21 protein-coding genes are annotated in these 24122 nt (G+C 44.1%); 7 read left to right on the top strand and 14 right to left on the bottom strand.

From position 1 onward, the window contains the following. Positions 1-63: 63 nt before the first annotated feature. Positions 64-2637: a leucine--tRNA ligase gene (gene leuS, locus EXZ60_RS13835; protein ID WP_277435855.1), complete on the bottom strand. Its 2574-nt coding sequence runs from the start codon at positions 2635-2637 to the stop codon at positions 64-66. A 122-nt stretch (positions 2638-2759) separates the two neighbouring features. Here leuS and EXZ60_RS13830 point away from each other — a divergent pair, with 122 nt between their 5' ends. Beyond that, positions 2760-3230, top strand: coding sequence for a zinc ribbon-containing protein (locus tag EXZ60_RS13830; RefSeq protein WP_029388304.1), 471 nt, complete (start codon positions 2760-2762; stop codon positions 3228-3230). Between the two features lie 51 nt (positions 3231-3281). Here EXZ60_RS13830 and lnt read toward each other — a convergent pair whose 3' ends face one another. The 5 genes from lnt to miaB form a co-directional block, all read right to left on the bottom strand. Next, entirely contained in the window at positions 3282-4802 is a 1521-nt protein-coding gene (gene lnt, locus EXZ60_RS13825; protein WP_277435854.1) for an apolipoprotein N-acyltransferase, read from the bottom strand. Positions 4803-4835: 33 nt separating this feature from the next. After that, a complete protein-coding gene (gene corC, locus EXZ60_RS13820) occupies positions 4836-5711 on the bottom strand; it encodes a CNNM family magnesium/cobalt transport protein CorC (RefSeq protein ID WP_010317353.1) in 876 nt (291 codons plus the stop codon). Between the two features lie 85 nt (positions 5712-5796). Further along, positions 5797-6261 (bottom strand): rRNA maturation RNase YbeY, encoded by a 465-nt coding sequence (gene ybeY, locus EXZ60_RS13815; RefSeq protein WP_017043445.1) that lies wholly within the window; start codon positions 6259-6261, stop codon positions 5797-5799. Further along, positions 6261-7361, bottom strand: coding sequence for a PhoH family protein (locus tag EXZ60_RS13810; RefSeq protein ID WP_017045820.1), 1101 nt, complete (start codon positions 7359-7361; stop codon positions 6261-6263). The genes ybeY and EXZ60_RS13810 overlap by 1 nt, the downstream gene beginning before the upstream one ends. Positions 7362-7431: 70 nt before the next feature. Further along, on the bottom strand, positions 7432-8856 hold the full coding sequence (gene miaB / locus EXZ60_RS13805) for a tRNA (N6-isopentenyl adenosine(37)-C2)-methylthiotransferase MiaB (RefSeq protein WP_013857327.1): 1425 nt from the start codon (positions 8854-8856) through the stop codon (positions 7432-7434). A 257-nt stretch (positions 8857-9113) separates the two neighbouring features. Between miaB and EXZ60_RS13800 the strand changes: the two genes are divergently transcribed. Further along, entirely contained in the window at positions 9114-10265 is a 1152-nt protein-coding gene (locus EXZ60_RS13800; RefSeq protein ID WP_277435853.1) for a 2-octaprenyl-3-methyl-6-methoxy-1,4-benzoquinol hydroxylase, read from the top strand. Positions 10266-10344: 79 nt separating this feature from the next. On the opposite strand, the gene crr is transcribed toward EXZ60_RS13800, so the two are convergent. The 5 genes from crr to cysZ form a co-directional block, all read right to left on the bottom strand. Further along, complete coding sequence (crr, locus tag EXZ60_RS13795) at positions 10345-10854, bottom strand: PTS glucose transporter subunit IIA (RefSeq protein WP_010317358.1); 510 nt, start codon at positions 10852-10854, stop codon at positions 10345-10347. 106 nt (positions 10855-10960) lie between these two features. Continuing rightward, positions 10961-12685, bottom strand: a complete 1725-nt coding sequence (gene ptsI, locus EXZ60_RS13790) for a phosphoenolpyruvate-protein phosphotransferase PtsI (RefSeq protein WP_013857325.1) — start codon at positions 12683-12685, stop codon at positions 10961-10963. A gap of 138 nt (positions 12686-12823) precedes the next feature. After that, positions 12824-13081 (bottom strand): HPr family phosphocarrier protein, encoded by a 258-nt coding sequence (locus EXZ60_RS13785; RefSeq protein ID WP_026027491.1) that lies wholly within the window; start codon positions 13079-13081, stop codon positions 12824-12826. A 298-nt stretch (positions 13082-13379) separates the two neighbouring features. Further along, positions 13380-14348 carry a cysteine synthase A gene (cysK, locus tag EXZ60_RS13780; RefSeq protein WP_194574526.1) on the bottom strand — a complete coding sequence of 323 codons (969 nt, stop codon included), beginning with the start codon at positions 14346-14348 and terminating at the stop codon, positions 13380-13382. Between the two features lie 157 nt (positions 14349-14505). Continuing rightward, entirely contained in the window at positions 14506-15258 is a 753-nt protein-coding gene (gene cysZ, locus EXZ60_RS13775; protein ID WP_013857322.1) for a sulfate transporter CysZ, read from the bottom strand. Between the two features lie 230 nt (positions 15259-15488). Here cysZ and zipA point away from each other — a divergent pair, with 230 nt between their 5' ends. The 5 genes from zipA (at position 15489) to cueR (ending at position 21302) form a co-directional block, all read left to right on the top strand. Continuing rightward, on the top strand, positions 15489-16313 hold the full coding sequence (gene zipA / locus EXZ60_RS13770; RefSeq protein ID WP_019282600.1) for a cell division protein ZipA: 825 nt from the start codon (positions 15489-15491) through the stop codon (positions 16311-16313). Between the two features lie 60 nt (positions 16314-16373). Continuing rightward, positions 16374-18389: an NAD-dependent DNA ligase LigA gene (gene ligA / locus EXZ60_RS13765; RefSeq protein ID WP_277435852.1), complete on the top strand. Its 2016-nt coding sequence runs from the start codon at positions 16374-16376 to the stop codon at positions 18387-18389. Positions 18390-18893: 504 nt separating this feature from the next. Continuing rightward, positions 18894-19937 (top strand): chitoporin, encoded by a 1044-nt coding sequence (gene chiP, locus EXZ60_RS13760; RefSeq protein WP_017045465.1) that lies wholly within the window; start codon positions 18894-18896, stop codon positions 19935-19937. A gap of 75 nt (positions 19938-20012) precedes the next feature. Further along, positions 20013-20816, top strand: a complete 804-nt coding sequence (locus EXZ60_RS13755) for a hypothetical protein (protein WP_026028953.1) — start codon at positions 20013-20015, stop codon at positions 20814-20816. 66 nt (positions 20817-20882) lie between these two features. Continuing rightward, positions 20883-21302, top strand: coding sequence for a Cu(I)-responsive transcriptional regulator (gene cueR / locus EXZ60_RS13750; protein WP_222715753.1), 420 nt, complete (start codon positions 20883-20885; stop codon positions 21300-21302). A 130-nt stretch (positions 21303-21432) separates the two neighbouring features. On the opposite strand, the gene EXZ60_RS13745 is transcribed toward cueR, so the two are convergent. The 3 genes from EXZ60_RS13745 to EXZ60_RS13735 all read right to left on the bottom strand — a co-directional run bounded on the left by EXZ60_RS13745 (position 21433) and on the right by EXZ60_RS13735 (position 23985). Continuing rightward, positions 21433-21891, bottom strand: a complete 459-nt coding sequence (locus EXZ60_RS13745) for an NfeD family protein (RefSeq protein WP_064624783.1) — start codon at positions 21889-21891, stop codon at positions 21433-21435. A gap of 7 nt (positions 21892-21898) precedes the next feature. Then, complete coding sequence (locus EXZ60_RS13740) at positions 21899-22822, bottom strand: SPFH domain-containing protein (RefSeq protein ID WP_013857314.1); 924 nt, start codon at positions 22820-22822, stop codon at positions 21899-21901. A 308-nt stretch (positions 22823-23130) separates the two neighbouring features. Further along, on the bottom strand, positions 23131-23985 hold the full coding sequence (locus EXZ60_RS13735) for a co-chaperone YbbN (protein ID WP_170888609.1): 855 nt from the start codon (positions 23983-23985) through the stop codon (positions 23131-23133). Positions 23986-24122: the final 137 nt, after the last annotated feature.

Genomic DNA, 24122 nt, shown 5'->3' with positions numbered 1-24122 from the left:
AAATCAACAGGGCAGCGAGCTACCCTGTTGATAAACCAGTTATTACGACATTAGGCTGCGATATTAGTTCGCAACGATGTTCAGTAACTTACCTGGTACATAGATAACTTTACGAACGGTTAAGCCATCCGTAAATTTCATGACGTTCTCGTCCGCTAAACCGAGTGCTTCAACCTGATCTTTACTTGCATCAGCGGCTACGGTCAGCTTACCACGAAGTTTTCCGTTAACTTGTAGGACGATCAGTTTTTCATCTTCCACTAGGGCGGATTCGTCGTAGGTCGGCCACACGGTATTATCTACATCACTCTCACCCAGTGCATTCCACAGTTCAAAGCTGATATGAGGAGTGATTGGGTAAAGCATGCTGACAACCGCTTTTAAAGCCTCGTCGAGAATAGCCCGATCTTGCACGGATTCTTGTGACGCTTTAGTGAGTTTATTCATCAACTCCATAATCGCAGCAATGGCGGTATTGAACGTCTGGCGGCGTGCAATATCGTCAGTCACTTTGGCGATGGTTTTATGCACATCACGACGCAGCGCTTTTTGTTCACCAGTAAGAGAGGCGCTATCTACCGCTTCAGCCACACCTTTAGCGCTATGTTCTGCAACCAGTTTCCAGACTCGTTTTAGGAAGCGGTTAGCACCTTCTACACCAGACTCTTGCCATTCAAGTGTCATGTCAGCCGGAGAGGCAAACATCATGAATAGACGAACCGTATCGGCGCCATACTTATCAACCATCTCTTGCGGGTCGATACCGTTGTTTTTCGACTTAGACATTTTGATCATGCCTGAGTGCTCAACGTTGCGGCCTTGGTTGTCCACGGCTTGAGTGATGCGGCCTTTACCGTCGCGTTCCACTTTTACGTCAGTTGGCGCTACCCACTCTTTGGTGCCTTTCTCGTTCGTGTGGTAGAACGCATCTGCCAATACCATGCCTTGGCAAAGTAGTTGCTTGAAAGGTTCATCTGAAGTGACATAGCCTGCATCACGCAATAGCTTATGGAAGAAGCGTGAGTAGAGCAGGTGCATACAAGCATGCTCAATACCACCGATGTATTGGTCTACTGGTAACCAGTAGTTTGCCTTCGCTGGGTCTAAAATATCGTCCGCTTGTGGTGAACAGTAACGAGCGTAATACCAAGACGACTCCATAAACGTATCGAAGGTATCGGTTTCACGTAGTGCAGGCTCGCCATTAAAGGTGGTTTTGGCCCATTCTTTGTCAGCTTTGATTGGGCTAGTTACACCATCCATCACAACATCTTCTGGTAGAATGACGGGCAGTTGATCAATTGGCACTGGGTGAACTTGGCCATCTTCAGTGGTCACCATAGGAATCGGCGCGCCCCAGTAACGTTGGCGAGAAACCCCCCAGTCACGTAGACGGAAATTAACGGTTTTCTTGCCTTTACCTTCAGCCTCCAGCTTGGCTGCAATAGCATCAAATGCTGCTTGGAAGGCTAAACCATCAAATTCGCCAGAGCCAAACAGGACTCCTTTTTCAGTGTACGCAGCGCTAGACACATCGACTTCAGAGCCATCTTCTGGTTTGATGACTGGAATGATGTCTAGGCCATATTTGGTGGCGAACTCGTAGTCACGTTGGTCGTGCGCAGGAACGGCCATCACCGCGCCTGTACCGTAATCCATCAGCACAAAGTTGGCGATATAAATAGGCACTTCACGACCATTTAAAGGATGAATGGCCGTTAAGCCCGTATCCATACCTTTCTTTTCCATGGTCGCCAGTTCAGCTTCTGCAACTTTGGTGTTCTTACATTCGTCAATAAAAGAAGCTAAAGCAGGGTTATTTTGCGCTGCAATGGTCGCTAATGGATGACCAGCCGCAATGCCCACATAAGTGACACCCATCAAGGTATCAGGGCGAGTGGTATAGACGTCGAGATCTGAATGACCGTTGACACCAAACTTGAGCTCTACGCCTTCTGAGCGACCAATCCAGTTACGCTGCATGGTTTTGACCATTTCAGGCCAACCTTCTAAGTTCTCTAAATCGTCCAACAGTTCTTGTGCGTACGCGGTGATCTTAATAAACCATTGTGGGATCTCTTTTTGTTCTACTGGTGTATCACAACGCCAGCAGCAGCCATCTTCAACTTGCTCGTTAGCGAGAACGGTTTGGTCGTTTGGACACCAGTTAACGGAAGAGGTTTTCTTGTAGACTAAGCCTTTTTGATACAGCTTAGTGAAGAACTCTTGTTCCCAGCGGTAATATTCTGGCGTGCAAGTGGCGAATTCACGGCTCCAATCGTAGCCAAAACCCAGCAGTTTTAACTGGTTTTTCATGTACTGAATGTTTTCGTAGGTCCAAGGCGCTGGTGCCGTTTTGTTTTTTACAGCCGCATTTTCAGCGGGTAGGCCAAATGCGTCCCAACCAATGGGTTGCATGACGTTCTTGCCTTGCAGACGTTGAAAACGAGAGACTACATCACCGATAGTATAGTTACGCACGTGACCCATGTGCAGTCGGCCACTTGGGTATGGGAACATAGAAAGACAGTAGAATTTTTCTTTATTTGGGTCTTCACTTACAACAAAGGTCTTGTTGTCATCCCAGTGCTGTTGAACTTTTTGTTCAATATCTTGCGGGTTATATTGCTCTTGCATCGATGATATCCGGTTATCTTGGAATTTGTGAGTTCGGTTAGAACAGAGTCTAATAGATCGACATAGAATACCTAAAGCAGGGGTACACAACAATAGCCAATCTGGTTTGATGAAGGTGGGTGATGCCAAAACGTAAAACAAGTTACGAAGAGATTGTGGATGACGTGATTGAAACGCTCAAACATAGTCCTGATGAAATGTCCCAAGTTTTGCAGACATCAGGTAAGGTTGTTGATGCTGCCAATAATCTCACCAAAGATGAATTGGCGCTTATTTCTGCCTATGTAAAAGCGGATCTCAAAGAATTCGCGGATAGTTTTGAAGAGAGTAGAAGCAGCCCATTTTCATTGATGATTACCAATTCAATTTGGCAGGGGCTTTTTGAAATCACCGATAAAACAAAAGTGGAATGGGTGGAATTGTTTCAAGATTTAGAACGACAAGGTTTGTATCAAGCGGGGGAGATGATAGGCCTTGGGATGTTAGTGTGTGACCATTGTGGGCATAAAACACAGTATAATCATCCAACTGAAATTATGCCTTGTATTCAATGTGGGCAAACGGCTTTTACTCGTCAGCCATTAAAACCTTAAGTGTTGCTGATAGAAAACCTCAAAAAGGCGCTGAAATGCGCCTTTTTGAGGTTAAGAATGAGGTGAGTGACGTCTTGTCCATCCGACGATCAAACTGAGTAACCCCCAGACGTAGAGCGGCCAAGTGCCGACAGCGTGATACGGCGTCTCTCCTTTGGTCGACGTGATGGTTGCTTTCAATACGGCTGTTTCAAATTGTGGGATCTGCTGCGTTATTTTACCTTTGTGATCCGTCACAGCGGTGACACCATTGTTGGTTGAACGAATGAGCGGTTTACCCAGCTCTAAAGCTCTCATCCGAGCAATCTCCATATGTTGCAATGGGCCATTTGAATGCCCAAACCACGCATCGTTAGAGAGGGTTAAGATAAAATCTGTTTCATCAGTGACATTTGCTCTGACTTGTTCATTGAAGATGATTTCATAGCACAGTGCCGCGGCTAGGTGTCTACCCTTGGCAATCAGATTCGGTTGAATATAGTCACCACGGCTAAATGAAGACATCGGCAAGTTGAAAAAGGGTGCGATGGGCCTGAGCCAATCTTCAAATGGCACAAACTCACCAAATGGCAATAAATGATGCTTATGGTAGCGAGCGTCAGAGTCATAACGGTAGTCGCCATAAGGGTTGGTGCCAAGTACCAGAATGCTGTTGTAAAAAGATCGCTCTGGGCTTTGGTTGAGCACGCCTGTGACAATCGCACTGTCGTTCATTTTTGCCGCAGTATCTAAGTTACTCAAATAGGAAGGGATCTCGAATTCAAATGCGGGAATCGCCGCTTCTGGCCATACGATAATATCTGCGTCCCAGTTTTCTCGACTGAGATCGGTGTAGGCCATAATGGTTGGCCAGCGCTGATTGGGAAGCCATTTTTCCGCTTGCTTAATATTACCTTGAATCAGTGCGACGCGAGTTTGTGTGCTGGGATCGGGAGTGACCCAATCGAAATTGCGTAGTCCAAACCCCGTCGCCAATATGGTCAGAGGAATGAGCACGAGTATCCAAGAGCGCTTAAGCCACGCCATGGCTAGAGCGCTAGAACAGAGGAGCGTGAAGAAGGTGACCAGCTCAACGCCTCCCAGTGGTGCAAAACTGGCAAGCGGGCTATCAATTTGACTATAACCAAGCCATAACCAAGGAAAGCCGGTCATTACCCAGCCTCGAAGCCAATCGGTAATTAGCCAAAGCGCAGGGGTGGCTAATAAAAAATGGCTGATGGTGTCATGACGGAAAAAACGGTTGAGTAAGCCAGCGAAAAGCCCAGAATAAAGGGCTAAATAACCGACCAGTAATGACATCAGGAACAGGCTGGCAATTTTGGGCATACCACCAAAGGTATCAATACTGACGTGCACCCAACTGATGCCAAAAGCAAAATAACCTAAGCCCCAGCAGTAACCTATCCATGCTGCTTTTTTAGCTGGTTGCTGATTAATGAGCAACAATAGCAACATGGGGGTGAGTATGGCCAGCGGCCAAAACTGATAAGGAGCAAAAGCGAGTGGGGTTAATGCGCCAACAAAAGCGGCCGCAAGCGGCCGCATTAGGCGATGAAAAAGTGCTTTAATCATCTATCTCATTCTGCTGATGTGAATGGGGTTATGTCACTCTTCTGCTATCACTGGAAGTGATTCAAGATCAGGAATAGTGACTTGCAGTTGAACCACTCGGCGGTTATCTGCTGCGGTGACTTTAAAGCTGTATTTGTCGATTTCTACAACTTCGCCACGGCTTGGCAGGTGGCCAAAGGCCGTCATCACCAATCCCCCTACAGTATCCACTTCTTCATCGCTGAACTTAGTACCAAAGGTTTCGTTAAACTCTTCGATGGTGGTCAGCGCTTTAACTGCAAAAGTATGTTTGCTGAGCTTACGGATATCCAATTGTTCTTCATCATCGAACTCGTCTTCAATGTCGCCAACGATCTCTTCCAAAATATCTTCAATGGTCACTAAGCCAGACACGCCACCGAATTCATCCACGACGATCGCCATGTGGTAACGCTCCTCTCGGAACTCCTTCAATAAGCGATCAACCCGTTTACTTTCTGGTACCACGACTGCCGGGCGGATCACTTCTAAAATGTTAAAAGGTGCACTGTCTGAACCTAAATATTTGAGTAAGTCCTTCGCTAGTAGAATGCCTTCAACATGGTCTTTATCTTCACTGATCACTGGATAACGTGAGTGCTGAGCATCGGTGATCAGCGCAATTAAGGTATCCAAGTCATCGTTTTTATCGATAGTGACCATTTGTGAGCGTGGGATCATAATATCACGCACGCGCATCTCAGAAATCTCCATCACACCTTCAAGCATATCTCTTGTGTCATGGTCGATAAGGTCATTGATTTCAGAGTCGCGGATCACATCTACAAGCTCTTGGCGATCTCTCGGATCACCTTGAAATAATTGGCCTAGGCGTTCAAAGAAGGACTTTCTACTCGGACCTTCAGAATTCTGGGGGTTATCTTCGTTCATTGTTTCTCTAATTTTCCTCGCTATCAGATGTGTGATAGCACACGTATCGTACCGACTTTAGCGGTACTAGCTTCATTTTCTGGAGCTATTCCTTCTCAGCAATATACGGGTCTTCAAAGCCCATTTTTTGCAGAATTTCAGTTTCAAGAGATTCCATCTCTTCGGCTTCATCATCATCGATATGATCATAACCTAGCAGATGTAGACTGCCGTGTACAACCATATGAGCCCAGTGTGCCATCAACGGTTTTTGTTGCTCATCGGCTTCTTGTTCCACCACTTGGCGGCAAATGACAAGGTCACCGAGTAGGTCCAACTCTATGCCCGGAGGCATCTCAAAAGGGAAGGATAGCACGTTGGTCGGCTTATCTTTTCCTCGATAATCGCGATTGAGCTGTTGACTCTCTTCGGAATCAACAATTCGCACAGTGACTTCCGCTTGTTCCTGAAATGGGGTCACCGCGTGAGTTAACCAATGGCTGAACTCATCAAAAGTAGGTAACCCTTGCTCATTTTTGACCGCTAATTGTAAATCTAGTTCGATACTCATTATTCACCAACGTTTTTTGTTGCGGTTACTGTATTCACTTCAGTAGAAACATCCACAGACTTTACTTCTCGCTCTTCACGACGACGTTGCTCTTGAGCTTTACGCTCTTTTTGGTCCTGAGCTTCCCATTTTTCGTAAGCGTTGACGATACGAGCAACCACTGGATGACGTACGACATCATCAGACAAAAAGAAGTTGAAGCTGATTTCGTCAACTTCATTGAGCACTTCAATGGCATGGCGAAGACCTGAACGAGCGCCACGCGGCAAATCGATTTGTGTCACATCACCCGTAATTACGGCTCTTGAATTAAACCCAATCCGTGTCAGGAACATTTTCATTTGTTCAACGGTAGTGTTTTGGCTTTCATCTAAAATAATAAAAGCATCGTTGAGCGTACGTCCGCGCATGTAAGCGAGTGGCGCAACTTCAATCACATTGCGTTCAATGAGCTTTTCTACTCGCTCAAAGCCAAGCATTTCAAACAACGCGTCATAAAGCGGTCGTAGGTATGGGTCGACTTTTTGGCTTAAATCACCGGGTAGAAAGCCCAATTTTTCACCTGCTTCAACCGCCGGGCGTGTTAACAAAATTCGACGAACTTCTTGGCGCTCTAGCGCATCAACTGCAGCGGCAACGGCTAAGTAGGTTTTACCTGTCCCTGCTGGGCCGATACCAAAGCTGATGTCGTGCGTCACCATGTTAACGAGATACTGAGCTTGGTTAGGCGTACGCGGCTTTATCAGCCCTTTCTTGGTTTTAATGAAGACTTCTTTGCCATGTTGAATACTTGATTCAGACGGCTGCTCAAGGATCCCTGAATCTTTGATGGCTAGATGAATTTGCTCTGGTTCGATATCAGGAATTTGACCACGTATGGGTGAGGTATTAACGTACAAAGATTTGATAATATCCAACGCAGCAGCGGCAGTGTGTGGTTTACCGACTATGGTGAAAAACTGGCTGCGGTGATTAATTTCAACACCAAGACGGCGTTCTAATTGTTTGATGTTGTCATCGAATGGACCGCACAGGCTAGCAAGACGGCGGTTGTCTGAAGGTTCTAGATCTATCTCTAGCGTAACAATTTTATTGCTCAATGTTGCCTCTCAGTTTGCCATGGTACAGTGCCCGATTACGACCGGGCACTGTATGACATTATGCTTAAACCTAAGGTGTAAAAGTGGCTACCCCTAGCTCATTTTCTCGACGTGTTTTCGCCATCATTTGCGTTGGTGAAATCACGGTGCGAAGATCCATCTCTTGTTCAGTGCGAACGAGTTCACCACGCAGTGAGTTGGCAAACACATCGACAATTTTCACATCGACAAATTGGCCAATCAGATCGGCGGAGCCTTCAAAGTTAACGACACGGTTATTTTCGGTACGGGCGCGAAGCTCCATTAGATTTTTCTTAGATGGGCCTTCGACTAATACGCGTTGTTCTGTACCTAACATCAAACGTGAGTAACGCATCGCTTGTGCGTTGATTGTTTGCTGCAGTTCATATAAACGCTCTTTTTTGGCGTCTTCTGATAAATCACATGGGTAATCAGCGGCTGGCGTACCCGGGCGAGGGGAGAAGATAAAGCTGAAGCTCATATCAAAATCAACGTCTTTAATTAGCTTCATTGTATCTTGAAAGTCTTTATCTGTTTCACCGGGGAAACCGACAATAAAGTCAGAACTAATTTGGATCTCTGGGCGCGCCTTACGCAGTTTGCGAATAATGGATTTGTACTCAATCGCGGTGTGTGGGCGCTTCATCATGGTTAAGATTCGGTCTGAACCACTTTGTACCGGAAGATGCAAGAAACTCACCAGTTCAGGTGTGTCTTCATAAACGGCAATAATATCGTCGGTAAATTCGAGTGGGTGGCTGGTGGTGAATCGAATGCGATCAATACCATCAATAGAGGCTACTAAGCGCAGCAGATTGGCAAATGAACAGATTTCACCATCGTGCATAGGGCCACGGTATGCGTTAACATTTTGCCCCAAAAGATTGACTTCGCGCACACCTTGCGCCGCGAGTTGCGCGATTTCATACAACACATCATCCATCGGGCGACTGACTTCTTCACCACGAGTGTAAGGTACTACGCAGTAAGTGCAGTATTTTGAACACCCTTCCATAATAGAGACGAATGCGGTTGCGCCGTCTGCTTTTGGTTCTGGTAAACGGTCGAATTTTTCAATCTCAGGGAACGAAATGTCCATGACTGGCGCATCGTTGGTTTGCGATTGTTTTATCATTTCTGGCAAGCGGTGTAGGGTTTGCGGGCCAAAAATAACATCAACAAAGGGAGCGCGTTCACGGATGTGATCACCTTCTTGGGTTGCAACACAGCCGCCAACGCCAATCACGACGCCTGGTTTTTTATCTTTCAATGTTTTCCAACGACCCAGTTGGTGAAAGACTTTCTCTTGTGCTTTTTCTCGGATCGAACAGGTGTTAAGTAATAATACATCTGCTTCCTCTGGCTCTTCCGTTAGCTCGTAGCCGTTTGCAGCGTTAAGCAGGTCGGCCATTTTTGATGAATCGTATTCGTTCATCTGGCAGCCCCAGGTTTTAATTAGCAGTTTCTTACTCATCTCACTTTCGCTCGTCTTATTGGTCTAAATTGGTTGAACTAATGCTCAAATTGTAGCCGCCATCTCGGCGGTAAGCCGCGTATTGTACTGCTTTAAAAAGTCACTGACTAGTCATCCAATAAAATCTCTCGCATGTTCCGTCATCTCTAGATTTTCACCATAGAAAGTGCAGGGTTTTTGTGTAAAAAAATTCGCAAAAAAGAGCTGAAAACGTACAATGAAAATCGACTCAAAACTCAGACGATTAAGTGTAAACAATGAACAATTTTGACGTGGTGGTGATTGGCGGTGGCATGGTTGGGGCGGCAGTGGCTATAGGCTTTGCTAAGCAAGGTCGCACGGTTGCTATGGTCGAAGGTATAGAGCCTGAAGCATTTACAATAGACCAAGCAATGGATCTGCGCGTTTCTGCCATTTCGCAAACTTCGGTTCAGTTACTTACTGACTTAGGCGCATGGGATGAAATTATGCAAATGCGTGTTTGCCCTTATCGCCGCCTAGAAACCTGGGAGCACCCAGAGTGCCGTACTCGTTTTCATAGCGATGCACTGGGCCTCCCTCAGCTGGGTTATATGGTCGAAAATCGTCTTATTCAGATCGGATTGTGGGGGCAATTTGTGCACTATCCGAATTTGCAGGTTTTTTGTCCTGATAAGCTCAAGCACATTGTGTTTGGCCAACAAAATAGCGTGCTTTTAGAGTCAGGCGCAACTCTTACTGCAACTTGGGTGATTGGTGCGGATGGTGCAAATTCTCTTGTGCGGCAGCTGGCGGGAATTGGTATTACCGCGTGGGATTATCGGCACCATTGCATGTTGATCAATGTCGAAACTCATCAACCTCAGCAAGATATTACTTGGCAGCAATTTTTTCCATCCGGCCCGCGCTCGTTTCTTCCTTTGCCGGGTAATCAAGCTTCTTTGGTATGGTATGACTCACCAAAACGAATTCGCCAATTGTGTGCGATGAACAAGCAGCAGTTAAGGGAGCAAGTGTTGGCCTCTTTTCCTGAGGAACTAGGCGATATTAACGTGTTGCAGTGTGGGGCATTTCCCCTCACTCGTCGTCATGCTCAGACGTATGCGAAACGGCAATGTGTTTTGGTTGGCGATTCAGCACACACGATTAACCCTCTGGCTGGGCAAGGGGTGAATTTAGGGTTTAAAGATGTAAAAGCGTTATTAGCTGTGACACAAAATCAAGAAGCTTTAACACAAGCGCAATTACGGAATTATCAAACATGCAGAAGGCCGGATAACTTAGTGATGCAATCAGGAATGGATCTGTTTTATAAAACGTTCAGCAACGAGGTTTTGCCAGCAAAGTTGGTGCGCAACGCGGTATTGAAGTTGGCCGAACATTCAGGCCCAGTGAAGGAAAAACTGTTAAAATACGCGTTAGGTTTGTAGTGCGATTTGAGCTGTTTTTGTAGAAACAAAAAACGCTGCAAATCAGCAGCGTTTTTTACGTAATAAAAATTTTAACGAATTACTTAGTTACACGTAGAACCGGTGTTTCACCAACAACGACGGTGCCAGAAAGCTTGTTCAGCTCTTTGATTTCGTCCATGTTAGAGATAACAACAGGTGTTAGTGTTGATTTTGCTTTCTCTTCAAGAAGCGCTAGGTCGAATTCGATAACAGTATCGCCTGCTTTAACCGCTTGGCCTTCTTGAGCGATACGAGTGAAACCTTCACCTTTTAGCTCAACTGTGTCGATACCAAAGTGAACGAATAACTCAACACCGTCATCAGACTCGATTGAAAACGCATGGTTAGTTTCGAAAATCTTACCGATAGTGCCGTTAACTGGAGCTACCATTTTGTTACCTGATGGTTTAATCGCAATACCATCACCAACAATTTTCTCAGCGAAAACAACATCTGGCACATCTTCGATATTGACGATTTCACCAGAAAGAGGGGCAATAATTTCAATCGCACCTGCATCTGAGCTGTCGTCAGATACTAGCTTCTTAAGTTTATCAAACAGACCCATTGTGTCATGCTCCTAACGTTTAATTTTATTCTGTCGAATTATAGTATACCAATCGCCAACAATAGACGACCTATTTTTAGTCGTCTATCTCATTGGTATTAGCGAATTATTGCGTTTTCTCTGCGATGAATTTTTCCACACAAGCTTCGATTTCAGCTGCGGTTGGGAAAGAGAGTGCTTCTTCTGCCATCGCTTTAACTTCGGCAAAGTTTGAGTTGCGGATCACTTTCTTCACTTTAGGGATAGAGATACCACTCATAGAGAATTCATCGAGTCCCATACCAAGTAGAAGTAGCGTTGCACGTTCATCACCCGCTAACTCGCCACACATACCCGTCCATTTACCTTCAGCGTGTGAAGCATCAATCACTTGCTTAATCACGGTTAAAACCGCTGGAGAAAGTGGGTTATACAGGTGTGAAATCATTTCGTTACCACGGTCAACCGCAAGAGTGTATTGGGTTAAATCATTGGTACCGATAGAGAAAAATGACACTTCTTTTGCCAAGTGGTGCGCAATTGCCGCTGCCGCAGGTGTTTCAACCATAACGCCGATTTCGATATTTTCATCGAACGCTAAGCCTTCAGTGCGAAGTTCTTCTTTGTATTCTTCAATGGCGTTTTTAAGCTCACGAATTTCTTCTACAGAGATGATCATCGGGAACATGATACGCAGTTTACCATGCGCAGATGCACGCAGAATGCCACGAAGCTGATCTCGTAAGATGTCACGACGGTCTAAGCTGATGCGAATCGCGCGCCAGCCCAAGAATGGGTTCATCTCTTTTGGTAGATCCATGTACGGAAGATCTTTATCACCACCGATATCCATGGTACGGATAATCACCGCTTCACCACTCATCGCTTCTGCAACTTCTTTATACGCTTGGTATTGCTCATCTTCAGTTGGTAGCGCGCTACGGTCCATGAATAAAAATTCAGTACGATATAAGCCAACGCCTTCACCACCGTTGCGTAAAATACCATCGCAGTCTTTTACTGTGCCGATGTTACCGCATACTTCAACTTGGTGGCCATCGAGTGTGATAGCAGGTAGGTCTTTTAGTTTTGCGAGCTCTTCTTTTTCCGCAGCAAAATCATCACGAATTTTTTTCGCTTCTTCAAGCTGTGCTTCTGAAGGATTAATGATGATTTTGTTGTTCATAGCGTCAAGAATAAGCATGTCGCCATTCTTTACTTTCTTAGTGATGTCGTTAGTACCAACAATCGCTGGAAGCTCAAGTGAACGTGCCATGATTGAAGTATGAGATGTACGACCACCGATATCACAAGCAAAACCCAGCACGTAATCAAGATTGATTTGTGCAGTTTCAGAAGGCGTTAAATCGTAAGCAACAAGAATCACCCGTTCGTTAATATCACTCAGTGAAACGATATTGATGCCGAGAGCATTTTTAACAAAGCGCGTACCGATATCGCGGATGTCTGTCGCGCGTTCTTTTAGATATTCATCATCAAGAGATTCTAGGGCAGCAGCCTGCTCTTCGATCACGGTATAGATCGCGTTGTCTGCATGCATTTTGTCATTTTTGATGAGTGCTAAAATTTCCTCTTCTAGCTCTTCATCTTCAAGCAACATGATGTGGCCTTCAAAGATGGCTTCTTTTTCTTCACCAAATGTTTCAAGTGCTTTTTGTTTGATCACTTCTAGCTGAGCAGAAGATTTGTTACGAGCGTCATAAAAACACTGAACTTCTGCTTCTACTTGGTCATCTGAAATAGAGTGAGTATTTAGGACAATTTCATCTTCTTGAAGTAGCAGTGCTTTACCAAAAGCAATGCCTGGAGATGCTAGGATGCCTGAAATCATAGCGTTACCTTAAATTGGTCAACTGTAAACGGGAGAATGTGGACTATTGCGCTAACGGTAATTAGTAGCTCAAAATGTAGACTATTTCCAACAAAGCCATTTTGTTTTCACAAAATGGCTTTGAAATAGTGGACCGGATTAATGTAGTTGGTCCATGAGAGCAACTAGGTGATCTACCGCTTGCTTAGCTTGAGGGCCTTCAGCAGAAATAGTCACAACGGTACCTTTTACTAGGCCAAGAGTTTGAAGTTTGAATAGGCTCTTAGCACTTGCGCTTTTGCCGTTAGAAGTCACTGTGATGTCTGCATCGAATACTTTTGCTTCTTTAACGAACTGCGCAGCAGGACGAGTGTGAAGGCCATTTTCTGCAGTGATTTCTACTTGCTTCTCGTACATGTTATATACCCCAATTGATTTATTTTTTGTTAGTTTCTTCACCAGAACAGCTTAACTGCTAATCAACGGTTCTGCTAGCAGAGTAACGCTGTTTTAGTGTCATAGCTGATACTGATTTAAATTTCATAATCACGATTTCAATCTATGTTGTCATTCGTCATTATAGTTAATACGTTTCTGATTTCTTTATTTTGAAGCTTAAAATAAAACGAGGTGATATTACCAAAGGTGAGGCAAGGATCAACAAAAAAGCCCCTGCATGGGGCTTTTTTAAACGAAAATTTGATTTAACCACCTATTACTGTTGGTTCTCTTTCTCGGTAAATAGGCCAGAAAATAGTGCGGTGCTCAGATAACGCTCACCTGAACTTGGTAGTACCGCTACAATTATTTTTCCTTCAAATTCAGGTAGTTCTGCTAATCTATTCGCTGCTACAATAGCTGCACCTGATGAAATTCCAGCCAAAATACCTTCCTCTTCCATGAGGCGTCTTGCCATTTCAATCGCTTCTTCTGAAGTGACGGCTTCAACACGGTCAATGAGGGATAAATCGAGGTTGCCAGGAATAAATCCCGCTCCTATACCTTGGATTTTGTGTGGCGCAGGTTTGATTTCATCTCCAGCAAGTGCTTGAGCAATGACTGGCGACTCCGCAGGTTCAACCGCAACTGAGATGATAGCCTTGCCTTTTTGGCCCTTAATGTAGCGACTTGTGCCCGTTAAAGTACCACCTGTTCCGACACCTGCAACGAACACGTCAATCTCACCATCAGTTGCATCCCATATTTCCGGCCCTGTTGTTTTTTCGTGGATTTGTGGGTTGGCTGGGTTATTGAATTGCTGCAGCAACAAGTATTTTTCAGGGTTGCTGGCAACAATTTCTTCTGCTTTAGCAATTGCGCCTTTCATGCCTTTCGCCGCTTCGGTGAGTTCAAGGTTGGCTCCTAAAGCTTTAAGCAGTTTACGGCGCTCTAAACTCATTGATTCAGGCATAGTAAGCGTCAACTTATAGCCACGAGCTGCTGCAACAAACGCAAGAGCAACACCGGTGTTACCGCTGGTTGGCTCTACAAGTTCAACGCCAGGTTTCAGTGTGCCAGCTTTTTCTGCTTCCCAAATCATGTTGGCACCGATACGGCACTTCACGCTAAAGCTTGGGTTGCGCGCTTCAATTTTCGCCAGTACCTTACCTTTGCTGACTTTGTTTAAGCGAACAAGAGGAGTGTTACCAATAGTCAGAGAGTTGTCTTCGTAAATTTTGCTCATTGCGATATTCCTTTATTACACACGTTATATGTGCCTGGCGGTCTGATAAGACACGTGAGTGGATACAGATGCAGAATAGGTGTTAACCTTAAAACGTAAAAGGATTAAAAAGTTATAACTTATAGAGGGATATGCAGGTTGAATCTCCCTCGCACCATCACTGCAGTTTGTTTTTAAATTCACCAACCCACATGGCTGTTGCACCGCATACAGCAACCGGCATGACGATTAAGTTAACAATGGGTATGGTGGTAAAAATCGACACTAAAACACCAAAGCTATACGCCTTGGTCTGTTTTTGTTTCAAATTGTGTCTCATCTGGTTAAAGCTCACTTTGTGGTTGTCAAATGGGTAGTCACAGTATTGGATGGCTAACATCCATGCAGTGAAAATGAACCATAGCAAAGGGCCTAAGGTTTGTCCTAAGGCAGGAATTAGGAGCAATAAGAACAAACCGATTGCTTTGGGTAAGGTATAGATTAATTTTCGCCACTCTCTTGCGAGGATACGTGGGATGTCTTTGACCATAGACCAGATGCCATCGCTGTTGATTGGAGCGCCAATTAATCTTTCTTCCACTTTTTCTGCGAGTAGCCCATTAAATGGTGCAGCGACGAAGTTAGCCAGCGTACTGAAGAAATAGGAGAACGTGGCTAAGATAGTGATCGCGAGCAATGGCCATAAAACGTAACTTAGCCAAGATAAAAAATCAGGGATTTGACCAATAAACTGTTCTATCCACGTATTGAGATGATTGAATAAGTAAAAAAGAGCGCTGCCGACGAGAATGATGTTGATGAGTAATGGCAGAATCACAAAGCGTCGAATGCCGGGGGTCAGTGCTAGCTCTAGACCAAAAAAGAAGTATCCAAAACCTGAACGTTGCTTAAGTGTCATACCGTTATCCATGTGAATATCTGTTAATCAATGCTAAAAAGCTATTCTACTCAACCTGCCGAAGAAGAAAAGCGTGGTGAAAATCACATCATGTATTGAACTTCTCACATTAAGTTGTTCTAAATCGGTACAAACTTTTGGTAAAGTACCCCGATAGACCGATATAACCCACGTTGGTGACACGTTCAATTCAAGCTGGTAAAGCTGAGAATAACCATGCATCGAGAAACTGAGAGTGAAACATGCAGGAATTGCGATTCGTACTCATAATTGTTGGCGCGCTAGCGATAGCCGCGTTGCTATTTCATGGTCTTTGGACCAGTAAGAAAGAAGGGAAGTCCAAGTTTGAGGATAAGCCTCTTGGTAAAATTGATGTTGATCACGATGATACACAATCTGCGACCCAGCGTTCATTTGCTCCGGAAGATGATTTCGAAATTATTCGCAAAGTACGTAAAGAGCCAGATTTTAGTGAAGCGGTTGACCCTCTCATTGACGGTTATTCACCAAGCTTTGAACCTGAAAATGTGCTTGATGAACTCGATGATGTGCCCTCAATATCGATGAAAACCGAATCCTCAAGTCTCAGTGAACAAGATGATGTCGTTGCTGACGATAATCAAAAATCCGACGTTCAAGAAGCCGAAATGGAAGTTATTGTGCTGAATGTGCATTGTGCGGGAAATGATCCCTTTGTCGGCACTAAGCTTTTTGACAGTATGCAGCAAAACGGCCTTCTTTATGGTGAGATGGATATTTTCCACCGGCATGCCGATCTGTCAGGTACTGGGAAAGTGCTGTTTAGTGTTGCTAACATGATGCAACCCGGTACATTGGCACATCATGATCCTGCGGAGTTTACTACTCGCGGTATCTCATTCTTCATGACACTGCCTTGCTACGGCGAGCCTGATCAAAATTTCAAATTAATGCTTAAAACCGCTCAGCAAATCGCCGATGATTTAGGTGGTAATGTATTGGATGATGCGCGTAATTTAATGACGCCAGATCGATTGGCTGCCTACCGACGCCAAATCCAAGAGTTTAAAAGCGCACGCAACGCGTAGAATAAACATCGACCATTAAGGGCTCCTAGTCGGAGCCTTTTTTCATGATCCGAGAGAATTATGATGCAAACAATAGAACACAAATTAAGCCAACTTCGTGAGACGCTGCATTATCATGCTGTACGTTATTATGTAGAAGATAACCCTGAAATTCCTGACGCTGAGTATGATCGTTTGATGCGTGAGCTGCTTGAGTTGGAATCGCAGTATCCGGAGTTAGTCACAGCGGATTCACCCAGCTTGCGTGTTGGAGGTAAGCCTTTAGAGGGTTTTGCTCAGGTGACTCATGAAATTCCAATGCTCTCTTTAGATAATGTGTTTGATGAGAAAGAGCTTGATGCCTTTCACAAGCGGATGCAAGACCGGATACCGAGTGCCCACTTTAACGCTTTTTGCTGCGAACCTAAGCTTGATGGTTTAGCCGTGAGTTTGCTTTACGAAAATGGTGTGTTAGTACAAGCCGCCACGCGTGGGGATGGCGCGGTCGGTGAAAATATTACGGAAAACGTGCGAACGATCAGTGCTATTCCACTGAAGTTACAGGGAAAAGGGTGGCCCGTTCGTTTAGAAGTTCGTGGTGAAGTGTTCATGCCTAAAGCCGGTTTTGAGCGATTGAACCAACAAGCACTCAAAAAAGGTGAAAAAACCTTTGTTAACCCAAGAAATGCGGCCGCAGGGAGCTTGAGACAGCTCGACTCAAAAATCACAGCTCAAAGGCCGTTGAATTTTTATGCTTACAGTGTTGGTGTGATTGAAGGCGCTGAGTTAGCAAGCAGTCATTATCAGCGCTTTTTGCAGTTAAAAGGGTGGGGGCTGCCGATGTGCCCTGAAACACGTCTAGTCTCTTCAATGGATGAAGTGAAAGAGTACTACCAAAGTATCTTAACTCGTCGCGCCCAACTCGCGTATGAGATTGATGGCGTGGTGATTAAAGTTGATGATATTGAATTGCAACAAAAGCTCGGTTTTGTCGCACGGGCGCCTCGCTGGGCGATTGCTTATAAATTTCCTGCCCAAGAAGAAATAACGCTCCTGAACGATGTTGAATTTCAAGTGGGTCGTACCGGGGCTATTACACCTGTTGCGAAGTTAGAACCTGTATTTGTGGGGGGAGTCACCGTCAGCAATGCGACATTACACAACGCTGATGAAATTGAGCGCCTAGGCGTGAAAATTGGTGATAGCGTTATTATTCGTCGAGCAGGCGACGTTATCCCACAGATTGTTTCTGTGTTGTTAGACAGACGCTCTGATACCGTGGTCGATATTGTTTTCCCGCAGTACTGCCCGGTGTGCAACTCTGACATTGAGCGTGTTGAAGGTGAAGCTGTCGCCCGTTGTACAGGGGGGTTAGTGTGTCAAGCTCAGCGCAAAGAAGCATTAAAGCACTTTGTCTCTCGCAAAGCGTTAGACGTGGATGGTTTAGGCGAAAAAGTGATTGAGCAGCTTGTTGATAAAGAGATGGTGAGCACGCCCGCGGACCTCTTCCGTCTAAAAGCAGGGCAGCTAACGGTGTTAGAGCGTATGGGACCAAAATCAGCACAAAATATCGTTCATGCACTGAATGCCGCCAAAATGACCACATTACCCCGTTTTTTGTATTCATTGGGCATACGTGAAGTCGGGGAAGCGACGGCGGCGAATCTTGCGCTCCATTTCGGGTCATTAGACAAAATTCGCCAAGCGACCCATGAGGAACTACTTGAAGTTCAAGATGTTGGAGTTATCGTTGCGAGTCATATCACATCTTTTTTTGAGCAAGATAAAAACCAACGGGTGATTAATGAATTGATCGAACTCGGTATCCAGTGGCCTAATATCGAAAAGCCGAGCCAAGATGCGATTCTCCCTTTACTTGGTAAAGTGGTGGTTTTGACGGGGAGCTTGTCGAAACTCTCTAGAAGTGATGCGAAAGCGGCGCTACAAGAGCTTGGCGCAAAAGTAACGGGAAGCGTCTCTAAAAACACCGATATACTATTTGCCGGAGAAGCGGCCGGTTCAAAATTAGTAAAAGCGCAAGAACTAGGGATCGAAATTCGCAGCGAACAAGATTTGCTTGAGTTAATGAAAAGCTAATTTTTTAAGCATCCCTTCCTTCATAAAGCCTCAAAATTAATTTTGAGGCTTTATTTTTATCTCAAACCGCCACATTAAAATGTCCAGTAATTAGAAAAAAAGCCCTCATTTTCTTCGATGCCAATCAAGCAGAACTTTACTCTCTTTCAATTTATTATTGCGATGCACTTCAAGCTATTAGTGTAATTGTTTTTTCATCGCTTTGAAAATTAATGAGTTTTTTGTTTTTATATTTTGTTTTATGACTTATTAGATCTTGATCACTTACTTGGTCAAAGTTTGCCGTAGCTCATATTTTTTTAGATAAAAATTAAGTTCTCATTGATGTTTTCTGTTGCGAAGTTAGTCTAGTGAACATGGATACACGATGTGTATGCAGGAAAAGAGAAAATCAGAAAATTAATGACTAATTTAGGTTTTCAACATAGGAAATGATTTCTCCCTTCGGCGGCCAACTTAAGGGGGAAATAAAAAACAGCTATATCTATTTTTAGGAGTTTTTCCATGGACAAAATGTTTAAACGTACTCTTTTAGGCGCTGCAGTTGCTATGGCGTCAACTGGTGCATTCGCAGCGTCTGAAACAGGTGCAATTGGTGTGCTGTCTGATTTTAACGTGCAAGCGTACGGTGTTGCTGCTATTTCTGCTTTTTATCAAGAAGACAGTAATGGCTATGATTATGAAAATGAATCACGCATAGGTTTTCGTGCTAGCAAAGATATGTTTGATAATGTCAACGTATTTATGCAAATTGAATCCGGCTATGTTGGCGAAGATGGTAAAGGTAACACTTTAGGTGCCCGTGATACTTTTCTTGGTTTGCAAGGAGATTGGGGTAAAATTCGTTTTGGTCGTATGCTAACCCCTCTATATGAAATCGTTGACTGGCCATACTCTAACCCAGGTTTAGGTCGTGTATTCGATTGGGGTGGCGATGTTGCAGGCCATTATGATCGTAAAGGTGATATTGCTCGCTACGACTCACCAGCCTTCGGTGGTCTAACATTTAACATTTCTGCTGGTCGTGGTGATGTAGGCACTAAAGGTTCAAATCACTTTGGTGCAGCTGTTCACTATAATGCAGCTGATATCGTAACTTTCCATGTCGGTTACGAAAATAACTCAAAATACCAATTAACTTTAACAGAAGACAAAAAAGATGATATTAAAGCTGCTGCTGACGCAACAGCGTATATCGTAGGTTTTGAACTTCCACTGCCAGCAGGCTTTGGCTTAGCAGGGGCTTATAAGTATACGGAAGGTGTTTCTAAACACTATAGCAATGCTGGTAAAGAAGGTGAGCAAGGTCAATACTCTCTGATCGGCCAATACTGGAATGGTCCATGGGGCTTCAAAGTAGGCTATGCAGCTAACCTTGATTCTGAAGTGAACGGTGTAGATCAAAATGATGATGATGAAGTATTGTCTGCACAGCTGATGTACGTGAAAAATGGTTTCGTGCCATACATTCGTGTTGGTCAGCACGATGCATACAACTCTGATGATAAGAAAGGATTTGTACGTGTAGGCTTGGAATACGGCTTCTAATTTGACAAACCTTGCCTTTCTTTAATAAAACGCCGGCCTTGTGCCGGTGTTTTTACTCCATAAACAAGGACATAAATGATGAATTTATTTAAAACGACCATATTATTTTCAACCATCACAATGGCCGTTGGATGCAGTAATTTAGACAGTTCTAGTGTGTTCAATGATGTGGCGAAGAATGTCAAAGAAAGGCACAGCTATGTTCAAGTTGTAGCAAAAGACATTACACCAGGAGCTAAGGCAATTTTAGGACCTGATATTGTAAAATCTGAGCTAAGCTATGTCGGCAATTTCCCTAAATCTGAAGGGGTAAATATTGAATATTCATATGTTGATATGAATGCCACTTATTTTAAAAATTATGACCAATTTGACACAGTTACTTACTCATCACAGAAGTTTCAAGTAGAAACATATCGTCCATTGGCTGAGACTTGTACCGAGCATTGTACGACTACGCAATGGTTTAAGTTTCCATTATCTCAAGAATATATTCATCAGCTGAGCTCGGATTCGGTTGTGTTTACTCTGACTTCATCAACAGGCAAAAGCCAAGTAGAATTTTCGGTGCCTAAAGCCTACTTCTTAGCCGTGATTGACGAGGCGAATTTCACCTTAGGCAGTTCAACGATACCTTCCAGTATCACTCACTCAGTGCAAGAGCAAGCGACTAAACCTATTGAAATGGTTCAATATTGGTTTACTGAAGCTGATGTTAACGATCGGAAAATATTTGAAAACTGGGCATTTAGTAATCGAGATAACATTAGCCAACCTCTGACGGCAGAAAATAAGCCATTAGATATGCTAGGGTACTGGTATGAGAAAGCGAATAAAGCTGAGAAGTCTCAGATTCTGAGCTGGTTACTAAATCAATAATCAAGCTTGCGATTTATCGTTATAAAAGGCATGGTTAAACCATGCCTTTTAAGTATTACACTTACTATGAATATTAGCCAAGTTTCTCAGTTAACAGCACTTACCGCTAAGTCCATTCGTCTTTATGAAGAGAAGGGGCTGATATCGACGCCCCTTCGTTCAGAGAATGGTTACCGTCATTATCAACAAGCGCATATTGATGATCTTTTACTTATTGCGCGATGCAAGCGCGTTGGTTTTAGTTTAGAGGAATGTAAATCCTTACTCGCCCTTGCCAACGATCCGTACCGGACCAGTTTTGCAGTCAAAGAGAAAGCGCAAGAGAAGTTGAAACAAGTATCACAGAAGCTGGCAGAGCTTTCATTGATTAAGTTGCAACTAGAAGAGTGGATTACCGAATGTCCAGGCGACGGCGGTAGTGAATGCCCAATCATAGATAATTTGAAGGGGCAGTGTTGCCATAACGACTTGAACAAGTCAGTGTGAAAATGAGCTCATTAGCTAATGAGCTGTCGAGGCACACACTACAATTGGGCTGCCCATAAATGAAAAAACCAAAAGCAATTCATCACTTTTGGTTTTTATGTACTTTCTTACTGATGTTTACTCAATGAGGCTAGCTCTCTTTAGGCTCAACAATCAACACAATTCCTTCGACATCCACGACTTTAACCACAACATCGGCTTCTAGGTTTTGCTGGCATTTTGCTATCCACGTTGTATCGCCGAGCTGCAATCGAAAAGTTGCCCCTTCTTGAACGCTCTCTTTAAGACGAGCTGTTTGTCCGATCAGCTGTTTCTGTTTCTGGTTCAGATCACGAGTCTCGTCACCATCGTGGTCTGATTTAAATTGTTTACGCCACCATAACCAAGTCGTGACGAGTGATAAACTTGCAAAAGCCATCCACTGCAGTTGCCAACTGATGGGGAGCATCGCAAAGATAAGGCCAACGATGAGTGCGGAAATACCTAACCAAAGAAAATACCCAGCAGTTCCAAGCAGTTCCAATGCAACAAGCACTAAGCCTAATGCGAGCCAGTGCCAATAATTCATTTGTTGTATTAGCTCTATCACGTTAGGCCTACTTATCTTGTGAGGATTTCAGGTTGAACATTTCAGCAATGCCAGCAACCGAACCCATCAACCCAGTTGCTTCTAATGGCAGCATGATGATTTTGCTGTTCTCTGCTTGACCAATGGCTTTAAGTGCTTCGGTATATCCTTGAGCGATAAAGTAGTTAACTGCTTGCATGTCACCTTGCGCAATCGCATTAGAAACCATCTCTGTCGCTTTAGCTTCCGCTTCGGCAGCGCGTTCACGTGCTTCTGCTTGAAGAATAGCCGCCTGCTTTTCACCTTCAGCTTTAAGTATTTCAGACTGCTTTTGGCCTTCGGCGCGTAAAATTTGTGCTTGACGTACGCCTTCGGCTTCTAACACTTCAGCACGTTTATTTCTCTCCGCTTTCATTTGCGCATTCATCGCTGCGGTTAAATCCGCTGGTGGTTGTACATCTTTAATTTCGATGCGAGTGACTTTTACACCCCAAGGGTTAGTCGCCTGATCGACTATCGATAACAATTTAGTGTTGATCATGTCACGCTGGCTGAGCATTTCATCCAGTTCCATCGAGCCCAGTACGGTACGCATATTGGTTAGAGTTAAGTTGCGAATGGCGTGTTGTAGTTCGCTAACTTCATAGGCGGCTTTTGCAGCATCAATCACTTGCACGAAGCAAACCGCGTCGATAACAACATTGGCGTTATCTTTGGATATCACTTCTTGTGCTGGGATATCAAGCACCTGTTCCATCATATTGATTTTTTGTCCGACGCGATCAATGAATGGAATAATGATATTTAAACCGGGGCGTAGGGTGTGTGTGTAACGTCCAAAACGCTCTACTGTCCAATTGCTCCCTTGTGAAACGGTTTTCACTGCAGAAAAGATAAATGAAATAACGACGAATACAAATATGCCAACGGCGACGAGTGAATCAATAGCCATAACGGTTCCTTTTAAGTATTAAATAATCCTAATGTTGATGTTCCTTTCTCTATTGAATCGGCCGCTGTGTTAGCTAAGTTCGTTCACCCCAATCATAGAGCTTATTGTGCTCATAGGGATGAACTCACTTGCCGACTGCCAGTATCTCCAAGTCATTTGGATATAGGAGCGATTCTCATCAACGTTTGAGCTTTGCTATTGATCATTCTCTATCAGTTATCGATATGGAACAAATGAAATAATGAGATTTGATACTGGTTTTTTAAACAATCAAAGCAGAACGTTTCCAGTTTAATTGCTTGATATTATTAATATAATAATGAATACAGCTTTCTGCGATAAAGATTTGCCACACTATTTCCTTGTCCAAGAGCACTTAAAATGTCCATAAACACTTTTTTGAGCCCACCATCGAGGCAATTGAGGTCGCTTTGTAAAAATGACCATAACAGCTCGAGAGCTTCTTCATTACGGTTAACTTGATGATATTGAAGCGCTAACTCACTTGCTATGTGAGCGTTGTTTGGCTCAGCGGAAAAAATCTCTTCTAATGCCTGAATCTCTGGGCTGTCAGCGGCTTGCTTATGCAGCTCCAGTTTGGCGATTAAGCCTTTGTAGTAACCATCTTGATACTCTAGTGGGATGCGTTCCAGTTCTGTTTCTGCCGCTTCATACTGCTGAGTTTCCAGAAACACATCAGCGAGGGCCAGTTTGACCTCTGCTTTTGCTTTCATATCGTCAGGTAGACTTAGTAGTAAGGGGAGTGCTTGCGAATGTTGTGTTTGCTCTATCAGTGTTAAGGCTTGCTGTAGCGCGACTTCATCGTGGCTTGGCAAATGTTTGTTTAACATTGCATTCACTGTTTCTATGGTCTGAGCACCAGCTAAACCGTCGACCGCTTGACCATTAATAAACAGAGCGATTGTTGGCAGGGTTTGAACACCAAATTGCGCTGCCACTTGCTGTTCTTGCTGGCAGTTGAGAAGAGCCAATGTGAATGCGCCACTGTGTTGTTGCGCTACGCTTTGTAATTCAGGAATGAGCTGTACGCTCTCTTGATTCATGGGTGCCCAAAAATAAAAGAGAATAGGAGTCTCAACTGAGCGTTCGAACACCTCTCGAAAGTTGTGCTGATTGACCTCAACGATGTAAGGTGATTGCATGATATTTTCCTTGCGATAATCAAGTTTATAGTCTTAGAAATAGGGGTGAAAATTGGAATATCAAGGGCAAATGAAAAACGCTACCGTTAAAGTAGCGTTTTTTATCTCTCAAAGAGAGGGCAAGCAAAGGTGTCTAT

It is taken from the genome of Vibrio sp. 1151_11 (assembly GCF_029478525.1).
Lineage (GTDB): Bacteria > Pseudomonadota > Gammaproteobacteria > Enterobacterales > Vibrionaceae > Vibrio > Vibrio anguillarum.
This window is presented reverse-complemented; position numbering and strand designations above follow the sequence as displayed.

Coding starts and splice junctions, on each gene's coding strand:
- zipA (WP_019282600.1), top strand. CDS start 15,489: ATGCAGGAATTGCGATTCGTACTCATAATTGTTGGCGCGCTAGCGATA.
- EXZ60_RS13735 (WP_170888609.1), bottom strand. CDS start 23,985: ATGCAATCACCTTACATCGTTGAGGTCAATCAGCACAACTTTCGAGAG.
- cueR (WP_222715753.1), top strand. CDS start 20,883: ATGAATATTAGCCAAGTTTCTCAGTTAACAGCACTTACCGCTAAGTCC.
- ptsI (WP_013857325.1), bottom strand. CDS start 12,685: ATGATTTCAGGCATCCTAGCATCTCCAGGCATTGCTTTTGGTAAAGCA.
- EXZ60_RS13800 (WP_277435853.1), top strand. CDS start 9,114: ATGAACAATTTTGACGTGGTGGTGATTGGCGGTGGCATGGTTGGGGCG.
- cysK (WP_194574526.1), bottom strand. CDS start 14,348: ATGAGCAAAATTTACGAAGACAACTCTCTGACTATTGGTAACACTCCT.
- ligA (WP_277435852.1), top strand. CDS start 16,374: ATGATGCAAACAATAGAACACAAATTAAGCCAACTTCGTGAGACGCTG.
- lnt (WP_277435854.1), bottom strand. CDS start 4,802: ATGATTAAAGCACTTTTTCATCGCCTAATGCGGCCGCTTGCGGCCGCT.
- ybeY (WP_017043445.1), bottom strand. CDS start 6,261: ATGAGTATCGAACTAGATTTACAATTAGCGGTCAAAAATGAGCAAGGG.
- EXZ60_RS13740 (WP_013857314.1), bottom strand. CDS start 22,822: ATGGCTATTGATTCACTCGTCGCCGTTGGCATATTTGTATTCGTCGTT.
- chiP (WP_017045465.1), top strand. CDS start 18,894: ATGGACAAAATGTTTAAACGTACTCTTTTAGGCGCTGCAGTTGCTATG.
- crr (WP_010317358.1), bottom strand. CDS start 10,854: ATGGGTCTGTTTGATAAACTTAAGAAGCTAGTATCTGACGACAGCTCA.
- EXZ60_RS13830 (WP_029388304.1), top strand. CDS start 2,760: ATGCCAAAACGTAAAACAAGTTACGAAGAGATTGTGGATGACGTGATT.
- EXZ60_RS13755 (WP_026028953.1), top strand. CDS start 20,013: ATGATGAATTTATTTAAAACGACCATATTATTTTCAACCATCACAATG.
- EXZ60_RS13785 (WP_026027491.1), bottom strand. CDS start 13,081: ATGTACGAGAAGCAAGTAGAAATCACTGCAGAAAATGGCCTTCACACT.
- cysZ (WP_013857322.1), bottom strand. CDS start 15,258: ATGGATAACGGTATGACACTTAAGCAACGTTCAGGTTTTGGATACTTC.
- miaB (WP_013857327.1), bottom strand. CDS start 8,856: ATGAGTAAGAAACTGCTAATTAAAACCTGGGGCTGCCAGATGAACGAA.
- corC (WP_010317353.1), bottom strand. CDS start 5,711: ATGAACGAAGATAACCCCCAGAATTCTGAAGGTCCGAGTAGAAAGTCC.
- leuS (WP_277435855.1), bottom strand. CDS start 2,637: ATGCAAGAGCAATATAACCCGCAAGATATTGAACAAAAAGTTCAACAG.